The sequence below is a fragment of the Pseudomonas sp. NPDC086566 genome, assembly GCF_050280885.1.
Classification (GTDB): domain Bacteria; phylum Pseudomonadota; class Gammaproteobacteria; order Pseudomonadales; family Pseudomonadaceae; genus Aquipseudomonas; species Aquipseudomonas vlassakiae.
Genome location: NZ_JBNNWD010000002.1, coordinates 108,504 through 127,584, shown reverse-complemented (window position 1 = coordinate 127,584; position 19,081 = coordinate 108,504). Strand labels below are relative to the sequence as shown.

Below are 19,081 nucleotides of genomic sequence, written 5' to 3'. Positions count from 1 at the left end.
GCCCTAAGGTCTCGAAAGTCTTTTATTCATCAGCAGGGGCGCGAACCAGCTGACCAAAAGGGTCAACACGAAGACGCCGAATACTGCTAACGGCGCCAGTGGCTTCACTCCTGCGAAGGTCAGTGCAAATAGCACTGCCGTCAAAATCATCTTGCCTGCCTCGCCAGCGTAAAACGACTTGACGATGGCTTGTGCCGCCCGAGCTCCGCTGAAGCGAAAAGCCTTCCAGGCGAAATACACGTTGGGCAGCCAGGCAATCAAACCTCCGCAAAGGCCTGAATATCCACTGACCGCCCCTTTCCACTGCCACAACACCAAGGTTGCCAGCAGTAGTACGACGAATTGAGCCAGCAGTACCGGAAAAACCGCCCAGCGATGGAAAGGCAGGCGGTTTGGCGTGCGGATTTCCATCACAACTGCTCCTCGGAAGTCGACCAACAAGTCAGTTATGACTTGGCATAATTTGTGCCGACAAAATGCGCGCAGAGTATAGGGGTGGATTAACCCCTATTCAACTCTTCGGTAGTGATTTCCGACTGCGCGCTACAACGGGAATTGTTTCAGCGGATGTGTGCAAGCACGCCTTGCAACTCGTCAAGCGAGTTGTAGCGGATAACCAATTGGCCTTTGCCCTTGTTGCCGTGGCGTATCTGCACGGCGGAGCCAAGGCGCTCTGCGAGCCGCTGTTCAAGGCGTGCAATGTCCGGATCAGGTTTGCTCGGTTCGACCGGCTCAGGCTTGCCATTGAGCCACTGACGGACCAGTGCCTCAGTTTGGCGCACGGTCAGGCCACGTGCGACAACATGACGCGCCCCCTCTTCCTGACGTTCTTCCTCGAGGCCGAGCAACGCGCGGGCGTGGCCCATCTCCAGGTCGCCGTGGGCGAGCATGGTCTTGATTGCCTCGGGCAGCGAAATCAGGCGCAGCAGGTTGGCCACGGTTACCCGCGACTTGCCCACGGCATCGGCCACCTGTTGCTGGGTCAGCTCGAACTCCTGCTGCAGCCGCTGCAGGGCCAGGGCTTCTTCCAGCGGGTTGAGGTCCTCGCGCTGAATGTTCTCGATCAGCGCCATCGCGATGGCAGCTTCATCCGGCACTTCGCGCACCATCGCTGGGATGGTGTCGAGACCGGCTTGCTGGGTGGCGCGCCAGCGGCGTTCACCGGCAATGATCTCATAGCGGCTACCGTCGATCGGGCGGACCACGATCGGTTGCATCACCCCATGATTGCGAATCGAGTGTGCGAGTTCTTCCAGTGCCTCGGGGTCCATGTCGCGGCGCGGCTGGTACTTGCCGCGCTGGATCAGTTCGACGGGCAGGTGTTGCAGTTCTTTCTGGTCGATCTTCACAGCCTGCTCTTCGAGCGCGCTGACGGAAGGACCACTGAGCAGTGCATCCAACCCACGTCCGAGACCCCGTTTCTTAACGGCCATGCGGATTCCTTAAGTTGTCTGTGCAGTGCGTGATTGACGGCGTTGACGGCGTACCAGTTCACCGGCCAAGGCCAGATAAGCCAGAGCGCCACGCGATTGCTTGTCGTAGGCCAGCGCCGGCATGCCGAAGCTCGGAGCCTCGGCCAGGCGGATGTTGCGCGGAATGACCGTGTCGTACAGCTGCTCGCCGAAATGCTCCTTGAGCTGCGCCGAAACATCGTTGTTCAGGCTCAGCCGCGGGTCATACATGGTCCGCAGCAGGCCTTCGATCTTGAGCTCCGGGTTCAACCGGGCAGCGATGCGCTTGATGTTATCCACAAGGTCGCTGAGGCCTTCCAGTGCGTAGTACTCGCACTGCATCGGGATGATGACACCATCGGAGGCCACCAGCGCATTGAGCGTCAGCATCGACAGCGACGGCGGGCAGTCGATGAGGATGAAATCGTAGTTTTCGCGGATCGGCGCCAGCGAGTTGCGAAGGCGGCTTTCCTTGACCTGCATTTCCAGCAGCACCACTTCCGCGGCGGTCAGGTCGCGGTTGGCCGGCAGCAGCTGGAAGCCGCCGTGCTCAGAGTAGTGCATGGCCTGGGCAAGGTCGCATTCCCCGATCAGCAGGTCATAGACCGAATGCTCGAGTTCGTGTTTGTCCACACCGCTACCCATGGTCGCGTTGCCCTGCGGATCGAGGTCGATCAGCAGCACACGACGCTTGGTCGCGGCCAGCGATGCTGCGAGGTTGATACAGGTAGTGGTCTTGCCGACACCACCTTTCTGGTTCGCGATTGCGAATACCTTAGCCATTGTTGCGTGTGTTCCCAATCAAGCCTTGCGGCGCAGTATCAGCAGATGGCGCTGGCCCTGGCAACCTGGAACGGTCAGGGCCTGCTCGCTTTCCACTGTGAAGTCTGCGGGCAATGCTACCAGTTCATCGGCAGGATGCAGCCCCTTCATTGCAAGCCATTGCGTCCCGGTGTCGCCCAGATGGCGGGTCCAGTTGGTGAAGTTCTCCATGCTGCTGAAGGCGCGGGAGATGATGCCGCTGAACGGTTGCGACGGCTGGAAGGCTTCGACCCGGCTGTGGATAACCGTGAGGTTGTCCAGTTTGAGCTCCATTTTCACCTGGGTCAGGAAGCGCGTCTTCTTGCCATTGGCATCCAGCACCGTCACCTGCTTGTGCGGATGCAGGATAGCCAAAGGAATGCCGGGCATGCCACCGCCGCTGCCGACATCCAGCCAGTTGTCACGCTCGCTGTGGATAAAGGCCATGACACTCAGGCTGTCGAGCAGATGGCGGGAAACCATCTCGTCCGGATCACGCACGGCAGTAAGGTTGTAGGCCTTGTTCCATTTGATCAACAGGGCCAGGTAGCCCAGTAGCTTTTCGTGCTGCTCGTCGCTCAGCTCGACACCAAGCTGGCGCGCACCTGTGGACAACTCTTCGGCGTGTTGCGGGGTGACCAGGGAACTCAAGCGCTTTGCTCCAATTCGCGGCCTGCGCCGCGTTTTTTCAGATGAATCAGCAACAGGGAAATGGCCGCCGGGGTGACGCCTGGAATACGCGAAGCCTGGCCCAGCGTCTCTGGACGGGTCTGGCCGAGCTTGCCCTGGATCTCCTTCGACAGCCCGGAAATCGTGGTGTAGTCGATATCCACAGGCAGGCGGGTATCTTCGCTGGCTCGCAGGCGGGTGATCTCGTCCTGCTGGCGATCGATGTAACCGGCGTACTTGGTCTTGATCTCGACCTGCTCGGCGACCTGTGGATCGATTTCTGCACCGCCGGTCGCTTCGATCAGCCCGGCATAGTCGATCTCTGGCCGCGCCAGCAGGTTGAGCAGGCTGTACTCGTGGGCCAGCGGGGTGCCGAACTTATCCACAATGGCTTGGCCTTGCTCGGTGTTCGGACGCACCCAGGTCGATTTCAGCCGCTGCTCTTCACGCTCGATGCCGTCACGCTTGGCGCAGAACGCAGCCCAACGCTCGTCATCGATCAGACCGAGCTCGCGACCTTTCTCGGTCAGGCGCAGGTCAGCGTTGTCTTCGCGCAGGATCAGCCGGTACTCGGCACGCGAAGTGAACATGCGGTACGGCTCCTGGGTACCCAGGGTAATCAGGTCATCGACCAGTACGCCGATGTACGCCTCGTCGCGGCGCGGGCACCAGCTTTCGCGGCCCTGCGCGCGCAGCGCGGCGTTGGTACCCGCCAGCAAACCCTGGGCGCCGGCTTCTTCGTAGCCGGTGGTGCCGTTGATCTGGCCGGCGAAGAACAGGCCGCCGATGACTTTGGTCTCCAGGCTGTACTTCAAGTCACGGGGATCGAAGTAGTCGTACTCGATGGCGTAACCCGGCCGGACGATATGGGCGTTTTCCATACCGCGGATCGAGCGCACCAGTTCCAGCTGCACATCGAATGGCAGCGAAGTGGAAATACCGTTGGGGTACAACTCGTGGGTGGTCAGGCCTTCCGGCTCGATGAACACCTGGTGGCTTTCCTTGTCGGCGAAGCGGTGGATCTTGTCTTCGATCGACGGGCAATAGCGCGGGCCGACACCTTCGATCACGCCGGAGTACATCGGCGAACGGTCAAGGTTCGAGGCAATGATCTCGTGGGTGCGGGCGTTGGTGTGGGTAATCCAGCAGCTCACCTGGCGTGGGTGCATGTCGGCGTTGCCCATGAACGACATCACCGGGATTGGCGTGTCGCCTGGTTGCTCGGTCATGACCGAAAAGTCTACCGAACGGCCATCGATACGCGGCGGAGTACCGGTTTTCAGGCGGCCAACGCGCAGCGGCAGTTCGCGCATGCGGTGAGCCAGGGCGATCGATGGCGGATCGCCGGCGCGACCACCGGAATGATTCTGCAAGCCGATGTGGATAAGGCCACCGAGGAAAGTGCCGGTGGTCAAAACCACGGATTCGGCGAAGAAGCGCAGGCCCATCTGGGTCACCACGCCTTTGACCTGGTCCTGTTCGACGATCAGGTCATCACAGGACTGCTGGAATATCCACAGGTTCGGCTGGTTTTCCAGGATCTCGCGGACTACTGCCTTGTAGATGGCGCGGTCGGCCTGCGCACGGGTGGCGCGTACGGCCGGGCCCTTGCGGTTGTTCAGGATGCGGAACTGGATGCCGCTCTTGTCGGTGGCCAGCGCCATGGCGCCGCCGAGTGCATCGATCTCCTTGACCAGATGGCTCTTGCCGATGCCACCAATTGCCGGGTTGCAGCTCATGTGACCGAGGGTTTCCACGTTATGGGTCAACAGCAGGGTTTTCACACCCATGCGTGCTGACGCAAGCGCAGCCTCGGTACCGGCATGGCCGCCGCCGATGACGATCACTTCAAAACGGGAAGGGAAATCCACCACGCACCTCGTGCCTGTTTTTGCGAATAGAGAAGGTAAGCGGACAAGTATAGGGACTTCACCCCCTCCAAAGGAACCGTCTGAGCAAATTTTGACCAGTCTGTGGATGAATGGCAGACAACAGAAATCAAAGAAGAAAATTTTATAAAAGCTTTGTTTTTATGTTTATTCTTATGCACAGCCTCCCCTGTGGATAAGGTTATGTAGGCCTTTCTGTGTGTGGTTTACAGCGAAATTGAACCCTGTGACTTACCCACCATGAGGGTTATGGATAACGTCCTTTAGTCTGTGGATTAAATGATGGTTTACCCACAAGCGGATTAGTCCTCAGAAAAAAAGCCAGCTTATCAAGAGGGCTGAAGTCGGGTTTTCCACAGGGCTCCTGAACATGAAAATGTGTCTGTGGGTAATTTTATGTAGATCTGTACTGGCCTCTTCGCGGCTAAAGCCGCTCCTACAGGGGCCAGCTTGGGTGTCTAAGATCCGACGAGTGGATAAATCGCAGGCAAAAAAAAGCCGCTCCCGAAGGAGCGGCCTTGGATTAGGAAAGCTGTGGACTACTTGCCGATGCAGAAACTGGAGAAGATCCGCCCAAGCAGGTCATCGGAACTGAACGCGCCGGTGATTTCACCCAGGGCCTGCTGGGCCTGACGCAAGTCTTCGGCCAACAGTTCACCCGCGCCAGCCAGGGTCAGTTGTGCGCGGCCGTGCTCCAGGTGCGAACTGGCCTGGCGCAAGGCATCCAGATGGCGCCGACGGGCGCTGAAACCGCTCTCGGCGGTCTGTTCATAACCCATGCAGGCCTTCAGGTGATCGCGCAGCAACTGCAGCCCCTGGATGTCACCTTTGGCACTCAGGGTGATGGTTACATGGCCGTCGTCGCACAACTCCAGCCCTACCCGCTCACCGCTGAGGTCCGCTTTGTTGCGAATCAGCGTGACCTTCGCCGGATCTGGGCGTTGATCAAGAAACTCGGGCCACAAGGCGAACGGGTCACTGGCCTCGGGTGCGGTGGAATCGACGACCAGGAGTACCCGGTCGGCCTCGCCGATAGCCTTGAGTGCGCGTTCCACGCCGATCTTTTCCACGTGGTCGTCGGTATCTCGCAGGCCGGCCGTATCGACGACGTGCAGGGGCATGCCGTCGATGTGGATATGTTCTCGCAAAATATCCCGGGTGGTGCCGGCGATGTCGGTGACGATGGCCGCCTCACGCCCCGCCAACTGGTTCAACAAGCTCGACTTGCCGGCGTTCGGCCGGCCGGCGATGACCACTGTCATGCCGTCACGCAGCAAAGCGCCCTGCCCGGCCTCGCGCTGGACAGTGGATAACTCGGCGCGGACAGCATCGAGCATCGACAAGACATGGCCATCGGCCAGGAAATCGATTTCCTCTTCCGGGAAGTCGATCGCGGCCTCGACATAGATACGCAGGGCAATCAGTGCCTCTGTCAGGCTGTGCACACGCTTGGAGAATTCGCCCTGCAGCGAGCGCAAGGCATTGCGTGCAGCCTGGCTGGAGCTCGCCTCGATCAGGTCAGCGATGGCTTCCGCCTGGGCCAGATCCAGCTTGTCATTGAGGAACGCCCGCTCGCTGAATTCGCCTGGCCGCGCCAGACGGCAGCCGACTTGTACACAGCGCTGCAGCAGCATATCCAGTACCACTGGGCCGCCATGCCCCTGCAACTCGAGTACATCCTCGCCGGTAAACGAGTTAGGCCCTGGGAAATACAACGCAATGCCTTCATCCAGCACCAGGCCATCCTCATCGCGGAATGGCCCGTAGTGGGCATAGCGTGGCGTCAGCGTCCGGCCGGTGATCAACTGGCCCGCCTTGCTTGCCAATGGCCCGGACAGCCTGACGATACCGACGCCACCGCGGCCTTGGGCGGTGGCGATGGCAGCGATGGTTTCACGCACAGTGTTCATGCTCGAAAGCCTCTACGACAAAACGACAGATAGCAAAAACGCCCCCGAAGGGGCGTTTTTATTCACAGGCTAGCGCAGTAGCCCGTCAAGCAGCAGCTTTTTTGGTGGCTGCTTCGATACGGCGGGTGATGTACCACTGCTGAGTGATCGACAGGCAGTTGTTCACAACCCAGTACAGCACCAGACCAGCCGGGAACCACAGGAAGAAGAAGGTGAAGATGATCGGCATCATTTTCATCACCTTGGCCTGCATCGGATCCGGAGGCGTCGGGTTCAGACGCTGCTGGATGAACATGGTGGCACCCATGATGATCGGCAGGATGAAGAACGGATCCTTGATCGACAGGTCGGTGATCCACAGCATCCATGGGGCCTGGCGCATCTCGACGCTTTCCAGCAGTACCCAGTACAGCGACAGGAACACCGGCATTTGCACCAGGATCGGCAGGCAGCCGCCCAGCGGGTTGATCTTCTCTTTCTTGTACAGCTCCATCATCGCCTGGGACATCTTCTGGCGATCATCACCGAAGCGTTCCTTCAATGCAGCAAGCTTCGGTGCCACGGCACGCATGCGCGCCATCGAGCGATAGCTGGCAGCCGAGAGCGGGAAGAACAGGCCCTTGATGAGCATGGTCAGCACGATGATCGACCAACCCCAGTTACCCAGCAGGCTGTGGATATGTTGCAGCAACCAGAAGATTGGCTGGGCAATGAACCACAGGAAGCCGTAGTCGACGGTCAGTTCCAGACCTGGGGACAGTTCTTTCAGCTTGGACTGGATCTTCGGACCGGCGTACAACATGGCGCTGGTCTCAACCTTGCCGCCAGCCGGAACGCTGAGCACAGGGCCGGTGTAGCCGATGATGTAGTTGCCCTGGCTGTCCTTGCGGGTCTGGACAACATTATTGTCCGACTTGGCCGGAATCCAGGCGGTTACGAAGTAGTGCTGCAGCCAGGCGACCCAGCCGCCGGACACATTTTCTTTCAAACTTCCTTTATCGATGTCCTTCATCGAGACCTTTTTGTAAGGCTCGGAAGCAGTCCACATGGCGGCGCCCAAGTAGGTCGCGGTGCCGGTAGCGGTGCTCGACGATGGATCGGAACTGGCGTCACGCTTGAGCTGGGCAAACATGTTGCCGTTCCAGGTCTGGCCGCTCTGGTTGTCGATCAGGTAGCTGACATTCAGGTCGTACTCACCGCGCTTGAAGCTGAAGCGCTTGATGTAGTTGACGCCGTTATCGCTGAACTTGAGGTCGACGACCAGTTGGTCCTGGCCATCAGCCAGCTGGTAGCTCTTCTGTTCGGTAGCGTACAACGGACGACCCGACGAACGGGCATCCGGGCCGTTGGCGCCGGTCAGGCCGCTCTGCGCCAGGTAGACGCGCTCGCCACCGTTGTCGAACAGCTGGAACGGAATGTCCGGATGGTCCTGACGGCGTGGGTATTTCGGCAGGTTCAGCTGGACGATGTCACCACCGACCGGATCGATAGCCAGGTCCAGGACATCAGTCTTGATCCGGATCAGGTCCTTGCTGACTGCAACCGGGGCCAGTTCGGCAGGGCTGGATTCGGCATTGGCGCTCGGCACATCGGCGCTGGCGGTACCGGCCGGCACACCATCGGGCAAGGCCGGGGCAACAGTGCTGGCAGCAGTATTCTGAGTCGGCAGGGCAGCCTGGCCGTAGTCCTCGTTCCACTTGAGGACCATGACGTAGGACACGATTGCCAGGGCGACGATCAGGATCGTGCGTTTAATATCCATGATTACTCGGCTATCGAAGAAGTTCGGGAGGAAGGAGCGGGGGGAACGGGATCGAAACCGCCGTCGTTCCACGGATGACAACGCCCCAGGCGACGAACGGCTAGCCACCCGCCACGCAAGAGGCCATGGTTTTCAATGGCTTCAAGAGCGTAACAGGAGCAACTGGGGTAAAAACGACAGTGATTGGCCATCAGGGGACTGATGGCGTAACGGTAAAACTGGATCGGAACGAGGGCCAGTTTACGCATTTTGACTGTCTACCCCTGCGGAATCGGCGTTAGCCGCTGGAGTTGGCCGGCTGCGTGCCAGGCGTTTCCAGAGCTTGCCAAAGTGTTGGTGCAATTCCGGGTTTTCTATCTCACCCAATCCCTTGCGCGCGACGATCACTATATCCAGGCCACCCAGCGATTGCTGGTTGAGCCGGAAGGAATCGCGCATCAAGCGCTTGAGGCGGTTGCGTTGAACGGCGAGCTTGACGCTCTTCTTGCCGATCACCAGGCCAAGCCGTGGGTGATCAAGGCCGTTCTCGCGAGCAAGAATCAGCAGGTTTTTCCCTGGAACCTTGCCGGTTGGGGAGTCGAAGACCGCTTTGAAGTGCCGGGGTGTAAGCAGTCGCTTTTCCCGACTGAAGTCCTGACTCACCACCTGTGCCGAAAAATCAAATGGCCAGACGCTTACGGCCTTTGGCACGACGACGCGACAGAACAGCGCGGCCGTTCTTGGTAGCCATACGGGCACGGAAGCCGTGGGTGCGAGCGCGCTTGATGGTGCTTGGTTGGAAAGTACGTTTCATGGCGTTGTTACCTGGTTTGTCGACTACGGGCCGGAATGGCCCCCTTTTTAAGAGATCGGCGATTCTAGAGAAAGCAAGCCCATAGGTCAATTTCCAACCAGTCTTTCCTTATAGAAGGCGTCCTGATTGCTGCTCGGCCAAGGGAGGGTTGCTCAGCCAACCAGATGGACGACAAAATGAAAAAAAAGAAGAGACATATAAAAAGCTTTTCTGAAGAACTTATAAATCTTAAGTGGATAACCTTCTGTGGATAACACAGCGCAGCCAAGGTTTTACGCGGTTTACAGGAATCTGAAACCTTGTCGGTAACACGTGCTGCGCTTGTGCTGGACCTGCTGAAAGGCTGTGGATAGAAAATACCGTTATCCACAGTTGAGTTATCAACAGCCCGCGACCCAGGGTTGTGCATAGCCCTCAGGACGGGTTATCCACAGACCTTATTCACAGTCGCTGAGGGACGTTTTTGCCGCTAAATGGCTGTTTTGTCGTGGCTCAGAATGTTTCCACATGTGGATAACTGATCGCTCGACCGGTACAATGGCGGTTTGTTTTTGCCTCATCCGGCTTTCAACTCAGGGGATATCCGTGTCAGTGGAACTTTGGCAGCAGTGCGTGGAGCTTCTGCGCGATGAACTGCCTGCCCAGCAATTCAACACCTGGATCCGTCCGCTACAGGTCGAAGCCGAAGGCGACGAGTTGCGCGTCTATGCGCCGAACCGTTTCGTGCTCGACTGGGTGAATGAAAAGTACCTCGGCCGTCTGCTCGAACTGTTGGGTGAAAACGGCGACGGTATTGCGCCTGCCCTTTCCTTATTAATAGGTAGCCGTCGCAGCTCTGCTCCACGTGCTGCACCTAATGCACCCGTCAGCGCCGCAGTGGCTGCCACGCTTGCGCAAAGCCAGACGCAACAGGCCACTGCGTCTGCGATTACCGCTATTGCCGAACCGGCGCAGGCACCAGCCACAGAGGCGGTGCAAGCGAACGAGGTGGTTGAACCGGCTTCGAGTGACAGCTTCGACAGCATGGGGGACAGCCCTTCGGCAGCGGCTACCGGCAGCCGTACCGAACAGCGCACTGTTCAGGTAGAAGGCGCGCTCAAGCACACCAGCTACCTGAACCGGACGTTCACCTTCGAGACCTTTGTGGAAGGTAAGTCGAACCAGTTGGCCCGCGCCGCAGCCTGGCAGGTCGCCGACAACCCCAAGCATGGCTACAATCCGCTGTTCCTCTATGGCGGCGTGGGCCTGGGTAAGACCCACTTGATGCATGCGGTGGGTAACCACCTGCTGAAGAAGAACCCGAATGCCAAGGTCGTGTACCTGCATTCCGAGCGCTTCGTCGCGGATATGGTCAAGGCGCTGCAGCTGAACGCCATCAATGAATTCAAGCGTTTCTACCGTTCGGTCGATGCGCTGCTGATCGACGATATCCAGTTCTTCGCCCGTAAAGAGCGTTCCCAGGAAGAGTTTTTCCACACCTTCAATGCGCTGCTCGAGGGTGGTCAGCAGGTGATTCTCACCAGCGACCGTTACCCGAAGGAAATCGAAGGCCTGGAAGAGCGCCTGAAGTCGCGCTTCGGCTGGGGACTGACGGTTGCCGTCGAGCCGCCTGAACTGGAAACACGTGTGGCGATCTTGATGAAGAAGGCCGACCAGGCCAAGGTCGAGTTGCCGCATGATGCCGCGTTCTTCATCGCTCAGCGTATTCGCTCCAATGTACGTGAACTCGAGGGCGCCCTGAAGCGGGTGATCGCTCACTCGCACTTCATGGGCCGTGACATCACGATCGAGCTGATTCGCGAGTCGCTGAAGGACTTGCTGGCGCTGCAGGACAAGCTGGTGAGTGTGGATAACATCCAGCGGACCGTGGCCGAGTACTACAAGATCAAGATTGCCGATCTGTTGTCCAAACGCCGCTCGCGCTCCGTTGCGCGTCCCCGTCAGGTTGCCATGGCACTGTCGAAGGAGCTGACCAACCACAGTCTGCCGGAAATCGGCGACATGTTTGGCGGCCGCGACCACACCACCGTGCTGCACGCCTGCCGCAAGATCAACGAATTGAAGGAATCCGACGCGGACATCCGCGAGGACTACAAGAACCTGCTGCGGACGCTGACGACGTGATGGTCGCCAGCGCAGCTATTTGAAGGCAAGGGACTAGACCATGCATTTCACCATTCAACGCGAAGCCCTGTTGAAACCCCTGCAACTGGTCGCCGGTGTCGTCGAGCGCCGCCAGACCTTGCCGGTGCTATCCAACGTCCTGCTGGTCGTGCAAGGCCAGCAGCTGTCGTTGACCGGTACCGACCTGGAAGTCGAACTGGTTGGCCGCGTGCAACTGGAAGAGCCGGCAGAGCCAGGCGAGATCACTGTCCCGGCGCGCAAGCTGATGGACATCTGCAAGAGCCTGCCCAACGATGTCCTGATCGACATCAAGGTCGACGAGCAGAAGCTGCTGGTCAAAGCCGGCCGTAGCCGCTTCACCTTGTCGACCTTGCCTGCCAACGATTTCCCCACCGTTGAAGAGGGCCCGGGCTCGCTGACCTGCAACCTGGAGCAAAGCAAGCTGCGCCGTCTGATCGAGCGCACCAGCTTCGCCATGGCTCAGCAGGACGTGCGTTACTACCTCAATGGCATGCTGCTGGAAGTGTCGCGCAATACCCTGCGTGCGGTATCCACCGACGGTCACCGTCTGGCGCTGTGCTCGATGAGTGCTCCGATTGAACAGGATGATCGCCATCAGGTCATCGTTCCACGCAAGGGTATCCTTGAACTGGCGCGCCTGCTCACCGATCCGGAAGGCATGGTCAGCATCGTTCTTGGCCAGCATCACATCCGTGCGACCACCGGTGAGTTCACCTTCACCTCGAAACTGGTCGACGGCAAGTTCCCGGACTATGAGCGCGTACTGCCGAAGGGGGGGGACAAGCTGGTGGTGGGTGACCGTCAGGCGCTGCGTGAAGCGTTCAGCCGTACTGCGATTCTCTCCAACGAGAAGTACCGTGGCATTCGCCTGCAGCTGGCTGCAGGCCAACTGAAAATTCAGGCCAATAACCCTGAGCAGGAAGAAGCAGAAGAAGAGATCGGTGTGGACTACGAAGGTAGCTCGCTCGAGATCGGCTTCAACGTCAGTTACCTGCTTGACGTGCTGGGCGTTATGACTACCGAGCAAGTTCGTCTGATTCTGTCTGACTCCAACAGCAGTGCCCTGCTGCAGGAAGCAGGCAATGACGATTCCTCCTACGTTGTCATGCCGATGCGTCTGTAACTCGTAGCAGACGAAATGTCCCTTCGACGTCTCATGGTCACCGGGGTGCGTAACCTGCACCCGGTGACCCTCTCACCGTCCCCCCGCATCAATATCCTCTACGGCGCCAATGGCAGCGGCAAGACCAGTGTGCTCGAAGCCGTGCACCTGCTTGGCCTTGCCCGGTCATTTCGCAGTACTCGGTTGAACCCGGTCATTCAGTATGAGCAGCCCGCTTGTACGGTATTTGGTGAGGTGCAGTTGGCCGAAAGTGGCTCCAGCAACCTGGGCGTTTCACGGGAGCGGGCGGGCGAGTTCACTATCCGCATTGACGGGCAGAATGCCAGGAGCGCCGCTCAGCTGGCTGAATTGTTGCCGCTGCAATTGATCAACCCGGACAGTTTTCGGTTGCTGGAGGGTGCACCGAAAATCCGTCGGCAGTTTCTCGATTGGGGAGTGTTCCACGTGGAACCTCGTTTTCTGCCTGCCTGGCAGCGCTTGCAGAAGGCGCTGCGGCAGCGGAACTCATGGTTGCGGCATGGTACACTTGACGCTGCTTCGCAAGCCGCCTGGGACAGAGAGTTATGCCTGGCCAGCGCGGAAATAGATGAATACCGTCGCAACTACATCAAGGCCTTGAAGCCCGTCTTCGAGCAAACCCTGAGCGAACTGGTCGAGCTGGACGGGTTGACCCTGAGCTACTACCGAGGCTGGGACAAGGACCGGGAACTGCAAGAAGTACTCGCCTCCTCTGTCCTTCGCGATCAGCAGATGGGCCACACCCAGGCCGGCCCGCAGCGAGCAGATCTGCGTCTTCGTCTGGCTGCCAATAATGCAGCCGACATCCTGTCGCGTGGTCAGCAAAAGCTGGTTGTGTGCGCATTGCGTATCGCACAGGGGCACCTCGTCAGTCAGGCTCGTCGCGGCCTCTGTATTTATCTCGTTGACGACCTGCCGTCTGAGCTGGATGACCAGCACCGCCGCGCACTGTGCCGCTTGCTTGAAGAATTACGCTGCCAGGTATTCATCACCTGTGTAGATCACGAATTACTGAGGGAAGGCTGGCAAACGGAAACGCCAGTTGCCTTGTTCCACGTGGAACATGGCCGTATCACCCAGACCCACGACCATCGGGAGTGAAGGCATGAGCGAAAATCAAACGTACGACTCCTCCAGCATCAAGGTGCTGAAAGGTTTGGATGCCGTACGCAAGCGTCCCGGCATGTACATTGGCGACACCGATGATGGTAGCGGCCTGCACCACATGGTCTTCGAAGTGGTCGACAACTCGATCGACGAAGCCCTCGCCGGTCACTGCGATGACATCACGGTCATCATCCACCCGGACGAATCCATCAGCGTGCGCGATAACGGTCGCGGCATTCCGGTTGACGTGCATAAAGAGGAAGGCGTTTCGGCAGCCGAGGTCATCATGACCGTGCTGCACGCCGGCGGTAAGTTCGACGACAACTCCTACAAGGTATCCGGCGGTCTGCACGGTGTAGGTGTGTCGGTCGTGAACGCCCTGTCCGAGAAGCTGGTGCTGACGGTTCGCCGCAGTGGCAAGATCTGGGAGCAGACCTACGTTCACGGGGTTCCGCAGGCTCCGATGGCCGTTGTCGGCGACAGCGAAACTACCGGTACTCACATCCACTTCAAGCCATCGGCTGAAACCTTCAAGAACATCCACTTCAGCTGGGACATCCTGGCCAAGCGGATCCGCGAATTGTCGTTCCTCAATTCGGGTGTTGGCATTCTGTTGAAGGATGAGCGCTCGGGCAAGGAAGAGTTCTTCAAGTATGAAGGTGGCTTGAAGGCCTTCGTTGAATACCTCAACACCAACAAGACCCCGGTCAACTCGCAGGTCTTCCACTTCAACGTCCAGCGTGACGATGGCGTGGGTGTCGAGATTGCGCTGCAGTGGAACGACAGCTTCAACGAAAACCTGCTGTGTTTCACCAACAACATTCCGCAGCGTGACGGCGGTACGCACCTGGTCGGCTTCCGCTCCTCGCTGACCCGTAGCCTGAACAGCTACATCGAGCAGGAAGGTCTGGCCAAGAAGAACAAAGTTGCCACCACCGGTGACGACGCCCGTGAAGGCCTGACGGCGATCATTTCGGTGAAAGTGCCGGATCCGAAGTTCAGCTCACAGACCAAGGACAAGCTGGTCTCCTCGGAGGTGAAAACCGCCGTGGAACAAGAGATGAACAAATACTTCGCCGACTTCCTGCTGGAAAACCCGAACGAAGCAAAGGCCGTTGTCGGCAAGATGATCGACGCTGCCCGTGCCCGTGAGGCGGCGCGTAAAGCCCGGGAAATGACTCGCCGTAAAGGCGCGCTGGATATCGCCGGCCTGCCGGGCAAACTGGCGGACTGCCAGGAGAAGGACCCTGCCCTTTCCGAACTGTACCTGGTGGAGGGTGACTCCGCAGGCGGCTCGGCCAAGCAAGGCCGTAACCGTCGCACCCAGGCAATCCTGCCGCTGAAGGGCAAGATTCTCAACGTCGAGAAAGCGCGCTTCGACAAGATGATCTCGTCCCAGGAAGTGGGCACGCTCATCACGGCACTGGGCTGTGGTATCGGCCGCGAAGAGTACAACATCGACAAGCTGCGTTATCACAACATCATCATCATGACCGATGCTGACGTCGACGGTTCGCACATCCGTACCCTGCTGCTGACCTTCTTCTTCCGTCAGTTGCCGGAGCTGGTCGAGCGCGGCTACATCTATATCGCCCAGCCGCCGCTGTACAAGGTCAAGAAAGGCAAGCAGGAGCAGTACATCAAGGACGACGAGGCCATGGAAGAATACATGACCCAATCGGCCCTCGAAGATGCCAGCTTGCACCTGGACGAATCGGCGCCAGCCGTTTCCGGCGTACAACTGGAAACGCTGGTGAACGAATTCCGCGCCGTGATGAAGACCCTCAAGCGTCTGTCGCGGCTGTACCCGGAAGACATCACCGAGCACTTCATTTACCTGCCGGAAGTCACCTTGGAGCAGCTGGCCGATCACGCCGTGATGCAAGCGTGGCTGGTGAAGTTCCAGGAGCGCTTGAACAGCAGCCAGAAGTCGGGCCTGGTCTATCAGGCCAGCCTGCGCGAAGACAAGGAACGCAATGTCTGGTTGCCGGAAGTGGAAGTTACCTCCCACGGTCTGGCCAGCTACGTCACCTTCAACCGCGACTTCTTCGGCAGCAACGACTACCGCTCGGTGGCCACCGTGGGTGCCAAGCTGTCTACCCTGCTCGGCGAGGGTGCTTACGTGCAGCGCGGTGAACGTCGCAAGGCGATCACCGAGTTCAAGGAAGCGCTGGACTGGCTGATGAACGAAAGCACCAAGCGCCATACCATTCAGCGATACAAAGGTCTGGGCGAGATGAACCCGGAGCAGCTGTGGGAAACCACCATGGACCCAACCGTCCGCCGCATGCTCAAGGTCACCATCGAAGATGCGATTGCCGCCGACCAGATCTTCAACACCCTGATGGGCGATGCGGTGGAGCCACGCCGTGACTTCATCGAAAGCAATGCGCTGTCGGTGTCGAACCTGGACTTCTGATCCGGTGTAGATCGCCAGAAACAAGAAAGCCCGCTGATGCGGGCTTTTTTGTGGCTGTGAGAATCAGTAGCCGGAGAGAACGCTGACAACCACGCCTGAGGCAATCGCCACCAGCACATAGTCCCCGTTCACGTACAACCAGCGGTGATCACGAGGTGGCGCGTACAGATGGCGCGCACGCCAATCGGTCACCCAGTAGCGGTCTGCGCGATAACGCGGCTCCACCACATAGCCACGATGCCATTGCTGGTACGGCATCGGCATGCCGGCTTCAGGTCGGAAGTTCGGGTTGCGGTAGGCCGGGTAGCGACCGTTGTCATGACGGTCATGCCGCTCGGGTTGGCCACGTGACGGGTCGCTCTGATGGGACGGACCACCGTCATGGCGGTCCGGCCCTGGTTGAGCAAAACTGGCCAAGGGTGTGCTGAGCACAAGCGCGGCGCAGAGTACGGTTAGGGCTTTCTTCATGTGCGGAACCTCTGACTGTTGACGCCCGGCAGGTAAAACGTCTGCCTGGTGCGGTTAACTGATCAGACCACAAACTTTTCCGCTTAATGTAAGGGCAGAGGTAAAGGTCCGGTAAAGGTCTACGGACTACAAACCAAGCGTTTTCAAGCGGCGATAGAGGGTTCGCTCACTCATGCCAAGGTGACGGGCCAGCTCGCTGCGTGATCCTTCGAACTGCTCCAGTGCGTGCGCGAGATCACTCAGATCGTTTCGCCCTTTGCTCATGGCCAATGTCTGCTGTCGCCCGACCTCTTCGGGTAGGTGCTCTGGTCGGATCAGCCCGTCATCGGCAAATAACCGAGCCCTTTCCAGGATGTTGCGCAACTCGCGAATGTTCCCGGGGAAGGCATGCAGCATGAGTTGCTTCAGCGCCGCTTCAGTCAGGCTCGGGGTCGGCTTGCCAGCCATGCGTTGCAGCAGACTCTCGGCCAGCAGCGGCAAATCCTCCACGCGCTCGCGCAAAGCCGGCAAGCGGATAGGGAAACCGCTGATGCGGTAATACAGGTCTTCCCGGAACGTCCCCTCAGCCACCATTTTCTTCAGCGGCTTATGGGTCGCCGAAACCAGGCGGAAATCCGAATGCACGGTGCGCAGGCTGCCGACCGGGCGAAAACTCCCTGACTCGATCAGGCGCAGCAGTTTGACTTGCATCGCCAATGGCACTTCGCCGATTTCGTCGAGGAACAATGTGCCACCGTGGGCAGCCTCGGCCAAACCGATCTTGCGCTGATTGGCGCCGGTGAATGCACCCTTCTCGTAACCGAACAGCTCGCTTTCGAACAGCGACTCGGTCAGGCCGGTACAGTCGACGACCACCAGCGGACCATTAGCCCGTGGGCTACCCATATGAATAGCGCGGGCAAACAGCTCCTTGCCGGTACCCGACTCGCCCTGCAGCAGCACAGGAATCTGCGCGGGTGCCGCACGCTGAAGGCTGGCCAGCGCAGTCTTGAACGCTGGCGCTCGCCCGACCAGCCCTTGTTCTTGAGGTTGTGCGGAGGCCAGCGTGATGCTGGTCAGCCGCTCGACGAAAGCCACCACCCTGCCCTGCTCATCGAGGATCGGCCGCAACTCTACATCCACATGCTCAGGGCCACGCGGCGTGTGATGAATATGCAGCACACGCTCCGGCACTTTACTGTCCCACGCCTTGCGCATCGGGCAGTGCTCACCGGCCTGGTCACATGGCACAGCGTAGTGATGCGACACCCGGTGGCACTTCTCACCCAGTGGTGCCTGCTCGTCTCGACCGAACTGACGGCGATAAGCCGCGTTGGCGGCGAGTATGTTGTAGTCGGTGTCCAGCACGATGGCAGGCAGGGCATCGTGCTCAAGGTAGGAAACCAAGGCTAGGATGAGTGGATGAGTTTCAGGCATGACGACACCGATTGGATAACCTGGCGCAGGGTAACAAGGACTGCCAAACACTGCCATTGGCTGACAGTCGACTGCCAAATGTACTGCCACCGGCACGGACAGCGGTGATCAAAGGGCCATGTTCATTGGCCCAGGTTCGCAGAAGCGCCTGGCATGCATCTTGATAAACCTCCTCCCACTGCCTACGCCCATAGAAGCCGAGGCAGACAATCTGGAGAACGTGATGATCATCGGCAACAACCTTCACGTGGACGCCTTCTACGACGAGGCGACCTCGACCATCAGCTATCTGGTCATGGATCGTGAAACCCTTCAGTGCGCACTGATCGACAGCGTGCTGGACTACGACCCCAAGTCCGGGCGCACCTGCACCGCTTCGGCGGATCGCCTGATCGATCGTGTGACAGAGCTCAAGGCCACCGTGCAATGGGTGCTGGAAACCCACGTGCACGCCGACCACCTCTCGGCGGCGGCTTACCTCAAAGGCAAGCTCGGCGGCCATACCGCCATCGGTGCGCACATTACCCAAGTGCAGAAAGTCTTTGGCACGCTGTTCAATGCCGAGCCTGGCTTCGCCCGTGATGGCAGCCAGTTCGATGTGCTTTTCGAAGATGAAGAGGGCTTTTGCATCGGCAACCTGCATGCCCGTGCGTTGCACACCCCCGGACATACACCGGCATGCCTCAGTTACATGGTCGCGGACGCAGGTGAGACGGCGGTGTTCGTCGGCGATACCCTGTTCATGCCTGACTACGGTACCGCCCGCTGCGACTTCCCCGGCGCCGATGCGCGCACGCTGTACCGCTCGATCCGTCGGTTGCTGGCCTTCCCCGACCAGACGCTGCTGTTCATGTGCCACGACTATCTGCCAGGCGGGCGCGAGATGCGCTACGTCACCACGGTTGCCGAGCAGCGCGCCAGCAATATCCACATCCACCAAGGCATCGACGAGGACAGCTTCGTGGCCATGCGCGAAGCCCGCGACAAGACCCTCGACATGCCCGTGCTGATCCTGCCATCGGTGCAGGTCAACATGCGCAGCGGCCAGCTCCCGGAGCCTGAGGAAAACGGCGTGAGCTACCTGAAGATCCCGCTGAACAAGCTTTGACT

Annotated in this window: 17 protein-coding genes; 5 read left to right on the top strand and 12 right to left on the bottom strand. The window is 59.1% G+C overall.

The genetic code is table 11. The features are described 5' to 3' along the window. Positions 1-3: 3 nt before the first annotated feature. The 10 genes from ACQKPS_RS04790 to rpmH form a co-directional block, all read right to left on the bottom strand. Positions 4-411, bottom strand: a complete 408-nt coding sequence (locus tag ACQKPS_RS04790) for a F0F1 ATP synthase subunit I (RefSeq protein WP_008092225.1) — start codon at positions 409-411, stop codon at positions 4-6. 149 nt (positions 412-560) lie between these two features. Next, positions 561-1,433: a ParB/RepB/Spo0J family partition protein gene (locus tag ACQKPS_RS04785; RefSeq protein ID WP_254482376.1), complete on the bottom strand. Its 873-nt coding sequence runs from the start codon at positions 1,431-1,433 to the stop codon at positions 561-563. Positions 1,434-1,442: 9 nt separating this feature from the next. Continuing rightward, a complete protein-coding gene (locus ACQKPS_RS04780) occupies positions 1,443-2,234 on the bottom strand; it encodes a ParA family protein (RefSeq protein ID WP_427602999.1) in 792 nt (263 codons plus the stop codon). Between the two features lie 18 nt (positions 2,235-2,252). Next, positions 2,253-2,903 (bottom strand): 16S rRNA (guanine(527)-N(7))-methyltransferase RsmG, encoded by a 651-nt coding sequence (gene rsmG / locus ACQKPS_RS04775; protein WP_254482377.1) that lies wholly within the window; start codon positions 2,901-2,903, stop codon positions 2,253-2,255. Next, entirely contained in the window at positions 2,900-4,792 is a 1,893-nt protein-coding gene (gene mnmG / locus ACQKPS_RS04770) for a tRNA uridine-5-carboxymethylaminomethyl(34) synthesis enzyme MnmG (RefSeq protein WP_427602997.1), read from the bottom strand. The genes rsmG and mnmG overlap by 4 nt, the downstream gene beginning before the upstream one ends. 557 nt (positions 4,793-5,349) lie before the next feature. Beyond that, entirely contained in the window at positions 5,350-6,720 is a 1,371-nt protein-coding gene (gene mnmE / locus ACQKPS_RS04765) for a tRNA uridine-5-carboxymethylaminomethyl(34) synthesis GTPase MnmE (RefSeq protein ID WP_427602995.1), read from the bottom strand. Between the two features lie 85 nt (positions 6,721-6,805). Further along, a complete protein-coding gene (gene yidC / locus ACQKPS_RS04760; RefSeq protein ID WP_254482380.1) occupies positions 6,806-8,482 on the bottom strand; it encodes a membrane protein insertase YidC in 1,677 nt (558 codons plus the stop codon). Between the two features lie 2 nt (positions 8,483-8,484). Beyond that, entirely contained in the window at positions 8,485-8,730 is a 246-nt protein-coding gene (gene yidD / locus ACQKPS_RS04755) for a membrane protein insertion efficiency factor YidD (RefSeq protein WP_079230263.1), read from the bottom strand. Continuing rightward, a complete protein-coding gene (gene rnpA / locus ACQKPS_RS04750; RefSeq protein ID WP_254485638.1) occupies positions 8,723-9,127 on the bottom strand; it encodes a ribonuclease P protein component in 405 nt (134 codons plus the stop codon). The genes yidD and rnpA overlap by 8 nt, the downstream gene beginning before the upstream one ends. Positions 9,128-9,140: 13 nt before the next feature. Beyond that, the gene (gene rpmH, locus ACQKPS_RS04745) at positions 9,141-9,275 is read right to left on the bottom strand and encodes a 50S ribosomal protein L34 (RefSeq protein WP_003253163.1); all 135 of its coding nucleotides are present in this window, start codon (positions 9,273-9,275) and stop codon (positions 9,141-9,143) included. Between the two features lie 585 nt (positions 9,276-9,860). Between rpmH and dnaA the strand changes: the two genes are divergently transcribed. Genes dnaA through gyrB form a run of 4 tightly spaced genes read left to right on the top strand, consistent with a single transcriptional unit; the run spans position 9,861 to position 16,087 of the window. Beyond that, the gene (gene dnaA / locus ACQKPS_RS04740) at positions 9,861-11,399 is read left to right on the top strand and encodes a chromosomal replication initiator protein DnaA (RefSeq protein WP_254482381.1); all 1,539 of its coding nucleotides are present in this window, start codon (positions 9,861-9,863) and stop codon (positions 11,397-11,399) included. Between the two features lie 40 nt (positions 11,400-11,439). Continuing rightward, positions 11,440-12,543 carry a DNA polymerase III subunit beta gene (gene dnaN / locus ACQKPS_RS04735; protein WP_054884436.1) on the top strand — a complete coding sequence of 368 codons (1,104 nt, stop codon included), beginning with the start codon at positions 11,440-11,442 and terminating at the stop codon, positions 12,541-12,543. A gap of 15 nt (positions 12,544-12,558) precedes the next feature. Continuing rightward, positions 12,559-13,662: a DNA replication/repair protein RecF gene (gene recF / locus ACQKPS_RS04730; protein WP_254482382.1), complete on the top strand. Its 1,104-nt coding sequence runs from the start codon at positions 12,559-12,561 to the stop codon at positions 13,660-13,662. Positions 13,663-13,666: 4 nt separating this feature from the next. Continuing rightward, a complete protein-coding gene (gene gyrB, locus ACQKPS_RS04725) occupies positions 13,667-16,087 on the top strand; it encodes a DNA topoisomerase (ATP-hydrolyzing) subunit B (RefSeq protein ID WP_427602992.1) in 2,421 nt (806 codons plus the stop codon). Between the two features lie 63 nt (positions 16,088-16,150). On the opposite strand, the gene ACQKPS_RS04720 is transcribed toward gyrB, so the two are convergent. After that, on the bottom strand, positions 16,151-16,555 hold the full coding sequence (locus ACQKPS_RS04720; RefSeq protein ID WP_427602990.1) for an RcnB family protein: 405 nt from the start codon (positions 16,553-16,555) through the stop codon (positions 16,151-16,153). A 126-nt stretch (positions 16,556-16,681) separates the two neighbouring features. After that, positions 16,682-17,971: a sigma-54 interaction domain-containing protein gene (locus ACQKPS_RS04715; RefSeq protein ID WP_427602988.1), complete on the bottom strand. Its 1,290-nt coding sequence runs from the start codon at positions 17,969-17,971 to the stop codon at positions 16,682-16,684. Positions 17,972-18,194: 223 nt separating this feature from the next. On the opposite strand from ACQKPS_RS04715, the gene ACQKPS_RS04710 reads away from it, so the two are divergent. After that, entirely contained in the window at positions 18,195-19,079 is an 885-nt protein-coding gene (locus tag ACQKPS_RS04710) for an MBL fold metallo-hydrolase (protein WP_254482387.1), read from the top strand. The last annotated feature ends 2 nt before the right edge of the window (positions 19,080-19,081 follow it).